We start from the raw sequence: 15260 nt of genomic DNA, 5'->3' as shown, positions 1-15260 counted from the left end.
TCAGGCTCCGATGAGACCGCGCAGGTGCCGCAGCAGCACCGTCAACGACGCGATGTTGTCCGTCTTGAGCTGGTCCACCTCCGCCACCAGCCGCTCTGCCCGACTGATCTTCGCCTCGTTCTCCCGGCGCCAGGCCGCCATGCGCTCATCCGGCGTGCCCGGTTCGGTGCTCTTCAGCACCGAGGTCGTGACATCCCGGATCGCGTGGTAGAGCTCGTCACGCTGCGCGCCGCGGGCCAGCGCCTGCCACTTGTCCTTCCGCGGCAGCCCCGTGATGCGCTCCAGGAGCGAATCGGCGCTGAACTCGTCGTAGACCGTGTAGTACACACCCGCCACCTCGGCGGAGTCGACGCCGAGCTCCCGGGCCACGTCGGCGACGTCGAGCAGCGAGAATGTCTCGAACAGCTCGGAGACCCAGCGTGCCAGGTCCTCCGGCATGCCGGTGGCCAGCACCTCCTCCTTCTGCTGCAGAACGCGTTCCCGGTCCCCGCCCCGCAGGTGCTCCGAGAGGTTGCCGTACAGCGGTCGCAGGTGCTCGGCGAACAGCTCGACATCCTGCTGCACCGTGGTGCCCCGGGGGGCGTGGTTGACGCACCACCGGACCGCGCGGTCCAGCAGGCGCCGCATGTCAAGGTAGGTCAGCGCCCACCGCTCGCGGGGGAAGCTCACCGGCAGGCTGCGCATCGCGGCGTCGAACTCATCGAGGCGGAACAGTTCCCGCACCGTGGCGAAGGCCCGCACCACCTGAGCCTCCGAGGCGAAGGTCTCCTCCATCGCGCGGAAGACGAAGGTCGCCCCACCCATGTTGATCACGTCGTTCGCCAGCACAGTGGCGATGATCTCCCGATGCAGCGGATGCCGTGGCAGCTCCGAGGCGAAGCGGGAGGTGATCTCCTCGGGGAAGTAGTCCTCCAGCAGGGAGGTGAACCAGTCGTCGTCGGGAAGGTCCGAAGCCACCAGCGCACCCTTGAGCTGGATCTTCGCATAGGCCACCAGCACCGCCAGCTCCGGGGAGGTCAGCGGCTGGGACGCATCCCGCCGCTCCTCGAGCTGAGCGTCGGAGGGCAGCACCTCCAGCTCTCGGTCCAGTCCGGCAGAGTCCTCCAACCAGCCCATGAGCCGCTGGAAGCTCGGCGACCAGTCGCCCATCCGATGCCGGTCGGTCATGAGCAGGATGTTCTGGTCCCGGTTGGTCTGCAGGACCAGCTCGGCGACGTCGTCGGTCATCTCCCGCAGCAGCTCGTCCCGCTCCTCGGCCGCCAGGTGGCCCGAGGAGATCAGCTGGTCCACCAGGATCTTGATGTTGACCTCGTGGTCCGAGCAGTCCACGCCGGCGGAGTTGTCGATGGCGTCGGTGTTGAGCCGCACCCCCTGCTGGGCCGCCTCGATGCGGCCGGCCTGGGTGAGACCCAGGTTGCCGCCCTCGCCCACCACGCGGGCCCGCACCTGCCGACCGTCGACGCGGATGCCGTTGTTCGCGCGGTCGCCGACCTCCTCGTGGGTCTCGTGCGAGGCCTTCACATACGTGCCGATCCCGCCGTTGTACAGCAGGTCCACCGGGGCCTGCAGCAGCGCATGGAGCAGCTCCGGCGGCGTCATGACCTCGACGCCGGCCGGAAGGTCGAACCGCCGTCGCATCGGCTCCGTGATGGTGATCGTCTTCGCCGTGCGGGAGAAGACGCCGCCGCCGGCAGAGATCAGCGACTCGTCGTAGGCGTCCCAGCCGGACCGTCCGGCCGTGAACAGCCGCTGGCGCTCCCGGAAGGATGCGCCGGAGTCGGGGTCCGGGTCGATGAAGATGTGCAGGTGGTTGAACGCCGCCACCAGCCGGATGTGCTCCGAGAGCAGCATTCCGTTGCCGAACACGTCCCCAGACATGTCACCGATGCCGATGACGGTGAAATCCTCGCTCTGGGTGTCGTGGCCCAGCTCCGAGAAGTGCGACTTCACCGACTCCCAGGCGCCGCGGGCGGTGATGCCCATCGCCTTGTGGTCATAGCCCACTGAGCCGCCCGAGGCGAAGGCATCGCCCAGCCAGTGCCCGTACTCGGCGGAGACCGCGTTGGCCGTATCGGAGAACGTGGCCGTGCCCTTGTCCGCGGCCACCACCAGGTAGGCATCGTCGCCGTCGTGCCGGACCACGTTCTCCGGTGCCACGATCTCCATCTGCCCGTCGCGCTCCAGCTGGTTGTCGGTGATGTCCAGCAACCCTCGGATGAAGACCTTGTAGGCCTCGCGACCGGCTTCGAACCATGCCCCGCGGTCCTCCGCCGGGTCGGGCAGCTGCTTGGCGTAGAAGCCGCCCTTAGCGCCCGAGGGCACGATCACCGCGTTCTTCACCATCTGTGCCTTCACCAGACCGAGGACCTCCGTGCGGAAGTCCTCCTGACGGTCCGACCAGCGCAGACCGCCACGGGCGACCTTGTCGAAGCGCAGGTGAACCCCTTCCACCTGCGGCGAGTACACCCAGATCTCATGGGCCGGACGGGGCTGCGGAGCCGAGTCGATGGTGCCCGGCGTCAGCTTCAGGGACAGCCAGTCCCGGCCCTGGTAGGCATTGGTCCGCTGCGTGGAGTCGATGAGGTTCAGGAACGTGGAGAGCACCCGGTCGGCGTCGAGGGTGCGCACATTCTCCAGCGCGTCCAGGATCCGCTGACGGGTCTCCTCCATCCGCTCGGCGCGGTCTTCGTCCAGCTGCGGGTCGAAGCGGGCCTCGAAGTAGGCCACCAGCGCGGCCGAGACCTCCGGATTCTGCAGCAGCGCCTCCGCCAGGAAGGCATAGGAGTGCGCGGACCCCAACTGACGCATGTACTTCGCGTAGGCGCGCAGAACCGTCACCTTCTGGATAGACAGCCCGAGCTGCAGGACCAGGCGGGAGAAGATGTCCGACTCGGCGGTGCCCACCAGCACGTGGCTGTAGGCCTCCTTGAGCAGCTCGATCGTCGTGTGCGGATCCACTCCCGCCGGGTAGCAGAGGCCCAGGTCGTACAGGTGGAAGGTCGTGCCGTCGTCGCAGGTCAGCGTGTAGGAGCGCTCGTCCAGGATGGAGAGGCCGAAATCGTCGAGGATCGGCAGCGTGTCCGTCAGCGTCTTGGGCTCGGAGAGGTAGAGCTTCAGCCTCATATGCGCCGAGTCGTCCCCGCGAGGCGGGTAGAACTGCATGCGTGGGCCGTCCTCGGGGTGCCGCTCCAGCGTCTCGAACTGAGTGATGTCCGCCAGGGCGTCGGAGACCTCGTAGAGCACCCGGTAGTCCTCCGGGAAGGCGTCGCCCCACCGGCGGGTCAGGTCCTCCGCCCGACGGCCGGAGTACCGTTCCTCGGCCTCCTGGGTGATGCCCTCGGCCCAGGAGCGGATGGCCCGGGCCAGCCTGTTCTGCAGCTCGTCGACGGTGATCCCCAGCTCGGCGGCATCGCCCGAGAGGCGCATGCGGAAGAACACCCGAGCCAGGACGGATTCGGTCAGCAGGACGTTGAAGTCGATGGACTCCGCGTCGATGTGGCGCCGCAGCTCCTGCTCCACCCGTTGACGCACCGCCGTGTTGTACCGGTCCCTGGGCAGATACAGGATCGCCGTCATGAACCGCCCGTAGTGGTCCTTGCGGAGGAAGAGCTTCACCCGCCGGCGCTCCTGCAGCTGCAGGATCTGCCAGGCAGTCTCCTCGATCTCCTCGATGTCCATCTGCAGCAGCTCGTTGCGCGGATAGATCTCCAGGATCTGCATCAGGTCCGAGCCGGAATGGGAGTCCGGACTGAACCCGGAGCGTGCCAGGAGCTGCTGGGCCCGCGAGCGCAGCAGCGGGATGTTCTGGATCGACTGCGTGTAGGCCCGCTGGCTGAACAGACCCACGAAGCGGCGCTCTCCGCGCACCGACCCGTCCGGGCCGAAGGTCTTCACCGCGACGTAGTCCATGTAGGTGCGGCGACGCACCGTGGAACGGGAGTTCGCCTTGGTGATCACCAGCGCCCGGCGCTCCCGGGCCCTGGCCCGGCCGGCCTCGGAGAGCTCCGTGGTCCGGTGCAGGGTGCCCTTGCCGCGCACCTGGGAGAGGATGCCCAGCCCGGTCTCCTCCAGCGGCTGCAGGTGCACCGAGTCGTCATCGTGCTCATCGAGCTCGTACTCCCGGTAGCCGAGGAACAGGAAGTTCCCATCGGCCATCCAGTCGAGCAGGTCGGCCGACTCCTGGGACTCGTGAAGGCCTTCGGCCTCGCGCAGCAGCCCCGCTGCCCCGCGGGCCTTGCCGATCATGCGGTTCTGGTCCCGGTGGCTCGACTTCACGTCGTCGACGACGCTGTAGAGGCCCCCCACCAGCGCCTCCACCCGCTCGGCGGTGATCACCCGGTCCAGCTCCACGGCGATCCAGGACTCGACGTCGGTGCGCTGCCCCTCGTCGGTCAGCACGGAGAGGTCCGGCAGGGTCTGGGTGTCGCCCGAGGACATGCCGCGCTGCGGAGCCGGGACGGAGCGCACACCCAGGACGTCGGAGCCTTCCGGGGTGCGGCTGACCAGGAAGATGGGGTGGACCACCAGGGACATGGCGTGCCCGTTCCGGGAGATCTCGGCAGTCACCGAGTCCACGAGGTGAGGCATGTCGTCGGTGACGACCAGCACGACGCTGCGGCCCTCCACGGTGACGACGTCCGCCTGCGGCGAGGAGTCCCTGCGGCGGCGGGCGAGCTCCAGATGACGAGCCACCCACTCTCTCTGATGCTCCGAGCTGACGGACCACAGATCCTCCGGAGCGACGTGGGCGAAGTACGCGCTCTCCAGAGTCTCCAGATCATCGTCACCACGAGTCCAGAGGGACTTCTCACCGGTCATGTGCACTCACTCTTTCTGGGTCATCGATGCCCCGGTCATGGGCCGGACCACGGTGTCCGACCGCCCGCACCCAGCCTACCGCCTCAGCAGGCGCCTCCGGCGCGTCGGAAGGGTCGCCCCGGCCAGGTCCGCGATCGCGTGGCGCAGGGCCGACTGGGGAGCCGACTCCGCCAGGACACGGCCGGTGAGCAGGGCGTCATCGCAGGCTGCACGGTCCCAGGGCAGGAAGGTCTCCAGCGCCTCGCCGGACCCGAACCGGTCCCAAGCCTCACGCAGCTGGTCCTCGGGGGCGCGGCCGACCGCCTCGCGCCGAATCTGGTTGATCAGCACCTGAGGCTCAGGGGCCTGCGGCAGGTTGAGCCGCAGGTCGTCCAGCGCCTTGACGAGGCGCGGGAAGGAGACGGGATCCGGCCCTCCGACCGCCAGCAGCGTGTCCGCCTCCTCCACGGCGGTGATCGTGGCCGCGTGCCGCTGCGGGGCGCGGGTGTCGAAGGTCAGCTCCTCGTCGTGCTCCGTGGGTGCGGCGACGTCGACCACCACGTGGGAGAAGTCACGGGCCGCCCGCTGCAGGACCTGGCGCAGGGCCCCGCCCCGCAGTTCGGGCCACCGATCGGCGCGCGGGAGTCCGGTGAGCAGGTGGAGCCGGTAGCCGCAGATGTCCACCACGGTCAGGGCCCGCCGCAGCCGTGCCGCATCGAGCCGCCCGAGGTCCGCCTGGCGGCAGGCCTGCGCCAGCCCTGCCGACTCCTCGAGAAGGCCCAGATGCGTGGCGGCCGAGGATGCGACGGTGTCAGCATCGATCAGCAGCACACGGGCGCCGGTCAGAGCCAGCTCTGCGGCCAGATTGACCGCCACGGTGGTGCGGCCCGGACTGCCCGGAGCTCCCCAGACGGTCGTGATCCCCGGACGTCGCAGCGCGGCACCGGAGTCCTCCTCTCCGGCGTCCTCCTCGGCGGCTGCCCGCAGGTCCGCATTCTGCGGTCCGGCGTCGTCCCGCCCGGTGGTGCCCCGCCGGGCGGCACCAGCTGCGCGTACGGCATCGTCGTCCCGTGCGGAACCGGTTCCGGCTGCCGCCAGGGGCCTGTCGTCCGGTGTGTGCTCCTCCTGTGTGTGCTCCTCCTGTGTGGGCTCCTCCTGTGTGGGCTCCGCCGAGGCGGCCTCGCGCCGGCTCCGGGTCGTCTCGGCCGCGCTGAGCAGTTCGGCCAGCTCTGCGTCCAGCGGGTGCTGCCCTCCAGGAGCGCCCTCACCCTCCTGTGTGCGCCCCGGAGGCGCCTCCGACTCCGCACCGGAGTGGTGCACTGCAGCAGCCTGTACGTCCGCCGGGTCGACGGGGACGTCATCGAGCTCCTTCCCCACCGCCGCTGGAGCGCCCAGGAGATCCTCATCGGCCGACTGCTCGGGGACCGGCAGTCCCCGCAGCGCGTCGGTGAGCGTCTTCGCGTCCACGGTGTCAGGCAGCGCCACGATTCCCAGAGCCCGCAGTCGGGCACGTTCCTCGGAGACGTCGGACACCGCCACCACGACCAGCCCCGGCTCGGTGAACTCCGTCAGCAGGCTTCCCGTGATGGTCTCGGTCTCCCCGATGATCAGAACCGCATCGGCCTTTCCTGTCCGTGCGGCGGCCACCAGCTCTGCGAGGTCTGCGCACCGCCGATCGATAGTCACCGGACCATGGAGTCCCTCGACGGCGGCGATGTGATCCCGCTGAAGGTGACCGGCGGTGATGACCGAGCAGCGCCTCATGGCGCCTCCTCCTCGCCGCCCTCATCCTCATCGGCGTCCTCGCCCTCCGTGGACTCGCCGTCGGGGGCCGATTCGCCCTCATGGTCGGCGGCCGCCGGGGCTGCGCCCGCGGGCACGAGGGACAGAGCCGCCGCCGAGCTCCGCGCAGCGAGCACCTCGGGAAGGTCGTCGGGGGCCACCAGCAGCTCCACCGTGACCGCCGACTGGGCGCCGAAGGTCGAGCTGGACTCTGTCACCGCGGAGACCTCGGCCCCGGCGACCACCTGGTCCACGCGGGCACCGGCGTCCTCGCCGATCGCGCCGGGGGTCGTGGCCCACAGGTCCACCGCCCGACCCGGCTCGACCGCACGGGCGAGAGTGTCCTCGATCTCCAACGTGACCGCCTGCCGTCCCAGAGGGTCGACCGCGTCGACCGCTCGCGCGGGCACCAGCTCCCCCTCCTCCACCACGGAGACGAACTGCAGATCCGCAGGAGGCTCCCGGTCAGCGCTCAGGTACTGACCCGAGACGTCGTCCAGTCGCACGTCCACAACACGGAGGTCCTCAGCCGAGACCGGTTCGCCGACCGAGATCGTGCGGTCAGCCGCGTACACCGGGGCGGTGCGATCCTGGGAGCCGACCAGCGCCACGACGCCCGCCATCGAGACCACCACCAGGAGGACCCCCACGATGAGCCGCGGGTCCTTCCAGCTGGGCCGTCTCAGCCGATCCGCAGCCTCTGCCGCGGAGCGCGGCGCGGCGTCTGGGTGCTGTTTCTCTGAGGTCATGGATGTGCCCCTCGAAATCCGTTCCGTGCGAGTGGATGCGAGATGCCGTCGACATGGCATCGCCTCGCCTTCAGCGTACCGAATCCACCATCACCGCCGGGCTGCGCATGACAAGCTGTGGATATCCGCATCAACTGTGGACGAATCCCATCGAAGCCCACCGTCTGTGAGAGAATCACCTCATCGGGACGCGGCCGACAGGCCTGTCCCGACTGTCCGTGACGCCGTTCGAGTGAAGGAGACCGATGCGTCGCTTCCTCACCCTCCCCGACGTGGCCGAGATTCTGAACATCTCCATGGACCAGGCCCGCAGCCTCGTGCGCAGCGGAGACCTCGAGGCCATCCAGGTCGGAGGCCGCGGTCAGTGGCGGGTCGAGGAGGCCAAGCTCGATGAGTACATCGAGCGCCAGTACGAGGCCCAGCGCCAGGCGCGTCAGCAGCGCCGACGCACGACCCGCGCCGACTCGGAGTCCTCCGCCTGAATCAGACCGGGGGTCGGCCCTCCGCCCGAATCTCCGACATCGCAGCAAACGGCACGGTCCGCAGCCCGCGGGCTCCACGAAGCCGAGGCACCTCACCCGCGATGGTGAGGGCGACCTCGCAGTGGTCCCGACCCACGCTGAGCAGCAGCCCGTGGACGAGTACCTCACCCGCTGTGCCTCGGATCTCCACGACGAGGCGATCGCGCGCCAGCCGTCGAAGCACCGCAGCCATCCCCAGACGTCGACGCACCGAGCTGCGCTCACGCTCCGCCCGCCGAGGCAGACCGTCGATCGCCTGGACTGCCACCCGGGGGATCACCACGCCATGATGCCCCTCGGCTCCGGCGATCCACTCCTCGCCCACGGCTCCTAAGCTCAGCTCCACCACGCGCCCTCCGGGCAATGTCACGGCCACCGTCTCCCCGAGGGCCGCCCGGAGACGATCTCCGAGGTCCACCGAGGCCGTCTCATGACGTGTGAACTCCGCGATGTCCCGGCCCAACTCAGCTGCGGCCTCCCCCGCCCACTGGCTCTCGAGGTCGGCGAACAGCGCGTCCCATCGCATGTGATCCCCTCCTCAGGCCCCACCGCCCTTGTCGTTGCGGGACCACACTATCCGAATCGGCCTGTCCCGTGTAACATTCAAGACCACCAAACCACATCAAATCGCATCATCTGATTACACTCTGGGTCATGTCCTCCAGACGGCGATGAGGAGATGTGGATGAGCAGAAGGGATCAGGAAGGCCCATGAGCACGGCGACGCCTCTACGACGACGAGATCTTCACCGACCCGATCCACGGGGGCGGGCTGCACGGCGTGAACCGACCCGCAGCTCTGCCCGCCGCACCCGGCCCACCCGCACACGGACGATCCGGCGCGACGCCGGGCTGGAGGTGCCCGCACGGAGCGACCGCCTGCAGGACATGGTCCTCACGCTGCTCACCGTGGCGCTCGGCCCGGTCCTGCTGATCAGCGGTGCGGCCATCCTCGGGGTTCCCCTCGCGTCCATGCTCACGCCCCAGGCCCCGACGATCATGATGGAGAACCTTCCACGACTCGACGCCGGCCTGCGGGACGTCGAGCGAGTCGTGGGACTGGGCGCCGCGGCCGTGGGGCTGCTCCTGAGCGTGGCCTCACTGATCGCCGTGCTGGCCACAGCGCTGCTGGTGGCCCTCAGCCGGCTGGGTCGCGGCGAGGGCGGCCCCGCCCGGGCGCTGTTGGAACGACTCTCCCCGGGCTTCATGCGACGCAGTCTCGTGGTGGCTCTGACCGCCCAGCTCGCCGTCGGCGGCGCGGCCGTGGCGACCCACCTGCATCATCAGCCGACCGACCAGACACCCGTGGCCTCCGCTCCGCAGGAAACCGGAGGACCCGAGTCCGGACCGATCCATGACGACGCACGAGGAAGCTCGGACGGACAGACGCCGCTGGATGAGACGCGCTCGGCAGCCTCAGACCGCCAGAACGCTCCAGGCGACTCAGGAGATCCCGGGTCCGGCGGAGACCTGACGGACGACAGGCCCGACGCGCACACCACCGAGCACGAGACGACACAGGAGGAGGACGTCGTGAGTCCACTGTTCACCCCGGACGCCCCTGGTCCGGAGAACGACCGTCACCAGGGTGTGGAGACTCGCGAACGGGCCGCCCAGGAGGTCACCGTCCGTGCCGGCGACACCTTGTGGAGCATCGCCGCCGACCATCTGGGGCCGCAGGCCACCGAATGGGAGATCGCCGAGGCCTGGCCGCAGTGGCACGAGGCCAACCGGGAGATCATCGGTGAGGATCCGCACAGCCTCCTGCCTGGCGCCGTGCTCACGCCGCCGGATGACGACGGCCCCGCCTGAGCGGACCGCGGGAACAGATCTACTCCCGGAGGCGGGGCTGAACCCGATCGATGACGCAGACGACACGAGCTCGGAGCCTTCGACCGCCCGAGCCGCATCACCAGAGAGGACCTGACTATGACTGCGACCCTGTCCGAGCAGCACCCTGAGACCACCGTCCCGGAGCAGGCATCCGGCACCGCCCCTCACCTGAGATCCAGGCTCGCGCGCCGTCAGCGTCCCGCAGAGCCCGGGCCGGCAGAACCCCTGCTGCGACTCGACGCCACGGTGAGGGATGATCCTGAGGCCCGATGGCCCGGAACGCCGCTGCGTCGCCTCAACACGTTCCGACTGCAGCGTGAGGAGCAGGTCCAGCGTCTGCTCCGCCGACGAGAGGCCGCCGACGCGCTCTCTGCGGCCGGCGCCGAGGACACGGACGGCCGACGTCCTACAGAACTGGCCACACTCCGCGAAGAACGGCGCCAGGTGACCGCAGTCGCGCGCCTGGTCTGCCAGGCGACCATGGAGACGCTGGCCGGACAGCGCCCCGTCCAGCAGCTGGAGCGCTGGCTGGACCCAGGGGTCTTCGACAAGGTGCGCGAACGCGCAGAGCTTCTCGCGCACGCTCGGCGAGTCGACACCGCTGACGACGCAGTCGCGGCCGCACGGGGCCCGCTCAGCCTGAAGCGACTCCGGTGCTGCGGCGTCTCCCGAGGCGTGTGGGAGGTCGCGGTGGTCTTCGCCGGCGAATCCCGGACCCGGGCCTGCGCGATGCGGCTCGAGGCGCACCGAGGCCGGTGGCGGGTCGTGGCCCTGGAGCTGGGCTAATCAGCTGGCAGGCTGATCAGCTGGCGCTGCGGGGCTCCGTCTGCTTTCCGCCCGTCTCCGTCGGCGCGGTGAAGTTCAGCTTCACCCGGCCCGGTTCCTCCTTCAGACCCGGAACGCTGACCTCTTTGCCTGCGGCGGCCACGCGCCCGTCCTTGACACCCGGCAGCTTCGTCGCCTGGGTCTTCGCGGCCGAAGAGGTCACCTCGGCGTTGAACAGGTAACGGACCGAGTCCTCACGGATCGAGTCGGCCATCGTCTGGAACAGCAGATAGCCCTCGCGCTGATACTCCACCAGGGGGTCGCGCTGAGCCATCGAGCGGAGACCGATTCCGGACTTCAGGTAGTCCATCTCGTAGAGATGCTCCTGCCACTTCTCGTCGATCACCGAGAGCAAGACACGACGCTCGAGCTGGCGCATGGCGTCCTCCCCGAGCTCCTCCTCCTTGTTCTCGTAGGCGATCTTCGCGTCAGAGACGACCTCCCGCTTGAGCATCTTCACGGTGATCTGATCGATCCCGCCGGCCTCCTCGACGATGTCCTCCACCGTCAGCGAGATCGGGTAGAGCGACTCCAGCTCCTCCCACAGGCCCTCGAGATCCCAGTCCTCCGAAGAGTTGGCCGTGGTCTTCTCGTCGATCATCAGACCGATCGCATCCTCGATGAAGTGCTGGACCTTCTCGTGGACGTCGTCGCCCTCCAGGATGCGACGGCGGTCGGAGTAGATCGCCTCACGCTGACGGTTCATGACGTCGTCGTACTTGAGCACGTTCTTGCGGATCTCGGTGTTCTGACCCTCACGCTGCTGCTGGGCATTGGCGATCGCACCGGAGACGAACTTGTGCTCCACCGGGATCTGCTCGTCCATGGCCTTCGAGTTCATGATCCGCTGAGCTGCTGCCTGGTTGAACAGGCGCATGAGGTCATCGGTCAGGGAGATGTAGAACCGGGACTCGCCGGGGTCGCCCTGACGGCCGGACCGGCCGCGGAGCTGGTTGTCGATACGGCGGGACTGGTGACGCTCCGTGCCCAGCACGTAGAGGCCGCCGAGCTCGCGGACCTCGTCGCCCTCCGTCTCCGCCTCCTCCTTGGCCGCGGTGAAGACCTCGTCCCACGTGGCCTCGTACTCCTCGGCGTCCTCCACCGGATCCAGGCCCAGCTTCTCCATCGCATGGACCGCGTTGAACTCGGCATTGCCGCCGAGCATGATGTCCGTGCCTCGGCCGGCCATGTTGGTGGCCACGGTGACCGCACCCTTGCGACCCGCCTGGGCCACGATCGCCGCCTCCCGCTCATGGTTCTTCGCGTTGAGGACCTCATGCCGGATGCCGGCCTTCGCCAGGAGCTTGGAGAGGTATTCAGACTTCTCCACGGACTCCGTGCCGACCAGGACAGGCTGGCCCTTCTCGTGCCGCTCGATGATGTCCTTCAGCACCGCGTCGAACTTCACGACCTCGTTCTTGTAGACCAGGTCATTGTGGTCCACGCGCTGTCGCGGCTTGTTCGGCGGGATCGGGACGACGCCGAGCCCGTAGGTGGACATGAACTCGGCGGCCTCGGTCTCCGCGGTGCCGGTCATGCCGGAGATCTTCTCGTAGCCACGGAAGTAGTTCTGCAGCGTGACGGTGGCGCGGGTCTGGTTCTCCGCCTTGATCCGCACACCCTCCTTGGCCTCGATGGCCTGGTGCAGCCCTTCGTTGTAGCGGCGGCCCTTGAGCATGCGGCCGGTGTGCTCGTCGACGATGTGGACCTCGTTCTTCACGACCACATAGTCGGTGTCCCGCTTGTAGAGCTCCTTGGCGCGGATCGCGTTGTTCAGGTACTGGATGAGGGTGGTGTTCTGGGTCTCGTAGAGGTTCTCGATGCCCAGATAGTCCTCGACCTTGTCGATTCCGGGCTCCAGCACGCCGACGGTGCGCTTCTTCTCGTCGACCTCGTAGTCCTCGTCCTTGTGGAGCTTCTTCACCAGAGTCGCGAAGTCGGTGTACCACCGGGAGATGTCGCCGGAGGCCGCGCCGGAGATGATCAGCGGCGTGCGGGCCTCGTCGATCAGGATCGAGTCGATCTCGTCGATGATCGCGTAGTGATGCTCCCGCTGGACCAGATCGTCCAGGGACTGAGCCATGTTGTCACGCAGGAAGTCGAAGCCGAACTCATTGTTCGTGCCGTAGGTGATGTCTGCGGCGTAGGCCTCACGCCGCTGAGCCGGCCGGAGATCGTTGGTGATGGTTCCGGTGGTCATGCCCAGGAAGCGGAAGACGCGGCCCATCAGGTCCGACTGGTACTTCGCCAGGTAGTCGTTGACCGTGACGACATGCACGCCCTTGCCGGTCAGCGCGTTCAGATAGGCAGGCAGAGTCGCCACCAGCGTCTTGCCCTCACCGGTTCCCATCTCTGCGATGTTGCCCAGGTGCAGCGCGGCGCCTCCCATGAGCTGGACGTCGTAATGGCGCTGCCCCAGGGTGCGCTGCGACGCCTCACGGACGGCGGCGAAGGCCTCCGGCAGCAGAGAGTTCAGCGACTCGCCGTCCTGGTGGCGCTCACGATAACGGTCCGTCTCGGCGCGCAGCTCGGCGTCGGACAGCTCCTTGAACTCATCCTCCAAGAGGTTGACGGCGTCCGCGTAGGCGCGCAGCGTCTTGAGGATCTTCTTGTCCCCGGTCTTGAGGATTCGTTCGAGCAGAGTAGGCACGGCCGGTTCTCCATCAGGTGTGTATCGGTGCTCGGCTCATCCACTGGCGCTCCCATGTGTCGGGGACCACCTGCACGGAGCCGCGTGTCAGTCTACGCGCTGAGGCTGGACTGCGCCTAAAGACTCCCAGCACGGTCGCCGGGGCTCTCGAGCCCCGGCAGGTCGACGGGGCCCGGGCGTCTCGCCCGGACCCCGTCGTCCTGATCATTGCGTCACTGTCGACGGTGACCTTCTCCGGTCCGGCCCGTCAAGGTCGGCCGAGGGGTCCTCCGTTCAGGCCACCCCCACCTTCCGAGGGGAGGTGCCGTTCTCTGGCCGGTAGCTCCGCTCCTCCGTGATCGGCGTGTCCGTCGAGTGCTCGGCATCGAGCGAGATGACGCCGTAGGTCCACCCACGACGTCGGTACACCGCCGAGGGCTGTCCCGTCTCGGCGTCGACGTACAGGTAGAAGTCGTGTCCCACCAGCTCCATCGCGTCGACGGCGGCATCGACGCTCATCGGCTCGGCAGGAAACACCTTGCGCCGGATCTTGATCGGCGCGCTGTCCCCATCATCCTCGCCCGGCGGCTGGTCGTCCGCGGCGGCCGCGTCCAGCACCTGCTGATAGAGGGGCCGGTCGGTGGGGACAGGTTCGAGTCCGGACATCGCGGTGGCGACGTCGGGGGCTCCGTTGCGGGAGGCGTTGTGAGCGCGGGACTTCTTCCGGTCCCTGGCGCGCCGGAGACGCTCGGTCAGCTTGTTGAGTGCGATCTCGAACGCTGCGAACTTGTCCTCGGCCTGGGCTTCCGAGCGCACCACCTTGCCTCGACCGATGACGGTCATCTCGACGGTCAGCGCCGTGTCGGCGCGACGGTGGGAGTTCTCGGAGGCGACTTTCACTTCCAGGCGATGGCCCTTGTCCGCGAGCTGCTCGATCTTGTCGAGCTTGTCCTCGACGTGCTCCTTGAAGGCGGAGGGGATCTGGATGTTCCGTCCGGTGTAGCTGACCTGAAGGGTCATGGTGTCCTCCTCGTTTCCGATGACAGCACAGCGGCCGACCAGGACACTCGTCCCGTCGCCGTTGCGATGGGACCCATCGTGAAGATACCCATACTCCACCCTAGGACGAATCGCTCCATTCGTCACGGGGGAATCCGGAACTCTCCGAGGGCTTCCGAGCAGGCCCTCCCCCGGCGCTCCTGTCCCGACGCGCGGCGGCCACCACCGCGGCCCCGGAGACATCCGCGCCGACCTCGCGGAGCACGCGATGCAGCTCATGCAGGGTGGCCCCGGTCGTGAGCACGTCGTCGACGAGGAGCACCCTCGCTCCGGGCAGCCTGCGGCGTCCGGCGGCCGTCACCCGCAGCGTGCCGCGCAGGGCCCGTCGTCGAGCCACCGATCCGCGGGTCTTCTGGCGGCCGCCTGGCAGCAGCGAGCGCAGCGCCGCGGAGGGCGTCACCGTCACCAGTCCGCCGGTGGGCCTCAGCCCGACGGCGCGCAGCAGATGATCGACAGGCCGGTGGCTGCGGCGCAGCAGGGACGCCGGCGTCGGCGGAGGTGTGACCAGCAACGGCCCAGCCTGCTGCACCCGCCCCTGGAGCCCCGCGTCCCACCCCGGATGGCCCTCGCCGTCCCGTGCCCTCTGAGGTTCGCCCACAGTCTCGACGGCGGCGCGCAGCGCCGGCGCCAGCAGGCGCGACAGGCCGACCACCTCGTGGTCCTTGAACGCCAGGATCGCGCGGGCGACGACGCCGTCGTACGATGCGGCGGCGACCACGGGCAGCACACCCATCCCGTCGTCCTCCGCCGCCGACGAGGGCACCAGCGGCAGCGCCAAGGCCTGGTCCTCCGCCCGAAACGGCGAACTCGTCCTCTCGGCCAGCAGCTGAGCACAGTCGCGGCACAGCACCGTATCCTCCCGGCCGCATCCGGCGCACCAGACCGGAGACAGGACACCGGCCAGCTCACGTGCCGCGCGGCGCAGCGAGGACGTCCAGCCCGTGGGCCGTGAGGAACGGTGGGCACCCATGCCGGCATCCTCCCCGACCGCGGTCACCGGCAGGAGCCTCCTGCCATGGACTGTGAAGAGTCTGGCGTGTCCTCGCCGGGCCGACCGCCGCTGGG

The 15260-nt window shown here is 68.7% G+C and carries 10 protein-coding genes; 3 read left to right on the top strand and 7 right to left on the bottom strand.

The features are described from left to right. The 3 genes from SD455_RS03745 to SD455_RS03735 all read right to left on the bottom strand — a co-directional run bounded on the left by SD455_RS03745 (position 1) and on the right by SD455_RS03735 (position 7328). Complete coding sequence (locus SD455_RS03745) at positions 1–4818, bottom strand: NAD-glutamate dehydrogenase (RefSeq protein WP_445507286.1); 4818 nt, start codon at positions 4816–4818, stop codon at positions 1–3. A gap of 75 nt (positions 4819–4893) precedes the next feature. Continuing rightward, positions 4894–6561 carry an AAA family ATPase gene (locus SD455_RS03740; RefSeq protein WP_445507285.1) on the bottom strand — a complete coding sequence of 556 codons (1668 nt, stop codon included), beginning with the start codon at positions 6559–6561 and terminating at the stop codon, positions 4894–4896. Next, a complete protein-coding gene (locus tag SD455_RS03735) occupies positions 6558–7328 on the bottom strand; it encodes a hypothetical protein (RefSeq protein ID WP_445507284.1) in 771 nt (256 codons plus the stop codon). The genes SD455_RS03740 and SD455_RS03735 overlap by 4 nt, the downstream gene beginning before the upstream one ends. 245 nt (positions 7329–7573) lie before the next feature. Between SD455_RS03735 and SD455_RS03730 the strand changes: the two genes are divergently transcribed. Beyond that, positions 7574–7810, top strand: coding sequence for a helix-turn-helix domain-containing protein (locus SD455_RS03730; RefSeq protein ID WP_070159245.1), 237 nt, complete (start codon positions 7574–7576; stop codon positions 7808–7810). 1 nt (position 7811) lies between these two features. Here SD455_RS03730 and SD455_RS03725 read toward each other — a convergent pair whose 3' ends face one another. Then, positions 7812–8375: a hypothetical protein gene (locus SD455_RS03725; RefSeq protein WP_070159243.1), complete on the bottom strand. Its 564-nt coding sequence runs from the start codon at positions 8373–8375 to the stop codon at positions 7812–7814. 332 nt (positions 8376–8707) lie between these two features. On the opposite strand from SD455_RS03725, the gene SD455_RS03720 reads away from it, so the two are divergent. Continuing rightward, positions 8708–9661, top strand: coding sequence for a LysM peptidoglycan-binding domain-containing protein (locus SD455_RS03720; RefSeq protein ID WP_445507283.1), 954 nt, complete (start codon positions 8708–8710; stop codon positions 9659–9661). 117 nt (positions 9662–9778) lie between these two features. After that, positions 9779–10468 (top strand): Rv3235 family protein, encoded by a 690-nt coding sequence (locus SD455_RS03715; RefSeq protein ID WP_445507282.1) that lies wholly within the window; start codon positions 9779–9781, stop codon positions 10466–10468. A 16-nt stretch (positions 10469–10484) separates the two neighbouring features. On the opposite strand, the gene secA is transcribed toward SD455_RS03715, so the two are convergent. The 3 genes from secA to SD455_RS03700 all read right to left on the bottom strand — a co-directional run bounded on the left by secA (position 10485) and on the right by SD455_RS03700 (position 15165). Then, positions 10485–13157 (bottom strand): preprotein translocase subunit SecA, encoded by a 2673-nt coding sequence (secA, locus tag SD455_RS03710; protein ID WP_445507281.1) that lies wholly within the window; start codon positions 13155–13157, stop codon positions 10485–10487. Positions 13158–13430: 273 nt separating this feature from the next. Continuing rightward, entirely contained in the window at positions 13431–14156 is a 726-nt protein-coding gene (hpf, locus tag SD455_RS03705) for a ribosome hibernation-promoting factor, HPF/YfiA family (protein WP_070159321.1), read from the bottom strand. Positions 14157–14256: 100 nt separating this feature from the next. Further along, positions 14257–15165: a ComF family protein gene (locus SD455_RS03700; RefSeq protein WP_445507280.1), complete on the bottom strand. Its 909-nt coding sequence runs from the start codon at positions 15163–15165 to the stop codon at positions 14257–14259. Positions 15166–15260: the final 95 nt, after the last annotated feature.

The organism is Nesterenkonia sp. K-15-9-6, assembly GCF_052656005.1.
Note: the sequence above shows the minus strand (reverse complement) of the source record. Positions and strands in the feature narration are given on the sequence as shown.